This window comes from Synechococcus sp. LTW-G, from assembly GCF_054459035.1.
The window spans coordinates 1-1,267 of the sequence record NZ_JBTKYW010000019.1 but is presented as its reverse complement, the minus strand read 5'-3'; the positions used below and the strand labels follow the sequence as shown (position 1 = coordinate 1,267).

General features: G+C 61.2%; 1 protein-coding gene. It reads right to left on the bottom strand.

All coding sequences use genetic code 11. The features are described from left to right. Positions 1 to 21: 21 nt before the first annotated feature. On the bottom strand, positions 22 to 1,017 hold the full coding sequence (locus ACXIQ9_RS12585; protein ID WP_446269580.1) for an IS110 family RNA-guided transposase: 996 nt from the start codon (positions 1,015 to 1,017) through the stop codon (positions 22 to 24). Between the last annotated feature and the right edge of the window lie 250 nt (positions 1,018 to 1,267).

The window sequence follows — 1,267 nt, the reverse complement described above, 5'->3', positions numbered from 1 at the left end:
TTGTAGATACCCTGTTCGCGGTCAAGCCTTTTGAAGGCCAGCGGTTTGAAATAACCGCGTCGAATCGAACGGGGTATCGGTCTTCAAGCAGGCCCACAGCCCGGTGAGATACTTGCGCATCACCGCTACCAGGGCCTGTATCTTTTTCTTGCCCCGGGCTACCAGGGCCTCGTAGAAGGCCTTGACGTTGGGGTCATACCGGACCGCCGACAACGCCGGCATGTACAGCGCCGAGCGCAGGTACACGTTGCCGGCCTTGCTGATCCTGGCGGGCCGATTGACGCTGGCGCCGGACTGATGTTGGCGCACGTCCAGTCCCGCATGCCGGCTGATCTGGCCCGACTTCAGCGAGGTGGGCAGCACACACAACTCGGCGAGAAGCGACAGGGCCGTTGCCTCCCCGATGCCCTTGGCGGCCAGCAAGTGCTGATAACGGCGTTGCAACTCTGGCGCCTCGGCCAGCAGTTCCAGAGCCGCCTGGCGGAGCCGGTCGATCCGGCGCTCCAGCATGGTAATGCCTTCCTGCTCGTCCTCGATCAGCAGACTCGGCGTGGAGCGGGTCGCCTTCAGTGCGTGCAGCCGGTTCCTGGCCTGGGCCCGACAGCCCACCAACCGATTAATCTGCCGCCCCAGGCTTCTCAGCGCTTGGTGGTGCTGATCCGGTGGTGTCCACGGCCCCGGCGCCATCCGCTGGCCGTATTCGGCCAGCAGGTCACTGTCGATCGCATCAGTTTTACTGGTCTGCAGCTTCAGCTCGGCGAAATGGCGAAAGCTCTTGGGGTTGATCACGGCGACGGGCAAGCCTGCTTCGACGAGGGCGACGGCCAGATCGAAGTAATAGATGCCAGTGGCTTCCATGACAATCAGGGTGGGTTTGGCCTTTTTGAGCTGCGCGATCAAGGCGTTATGCCCTTCCGGCGTCTGCTTGTAGCGCCTGGCTTTAGAGGCCTTGTCCGCTTGCCGTGTGACCAGATCCACTGCGTAGGCACCGATATCCAACCCTGCGTAAACCGACATGTCTCTTCACTCCTTGCAATCAATTGGGGACAATGGTCACCGGTTCCCCGACCTCGCACTGGTTGCCGCTACCGACCTTGTGTATACGAAGTCCCGTAAAACGGGCTTCTGGATACCCTTCGGAGTGGGCAATGAGGCGGGGAGCCGCTCTACAAACGAAGTCAGACTACGCTGCTTCCAGGAGCGAACGGCCTCCCCGGTAACCGGGCCAAACCTTACCCAAATCTCTGGATCGAACATACAAGGAGCG

Excerpts from the sequence above, each read along its gene's own strand:
- ACXIQ9_RS12585 (WP_446269580.1), bottom strand. The coding sequence starts at position 1,017 with ATGTCGGTTTACGCAGGGTTGGATATCGGTGCCTACGCAGTGGATCTG.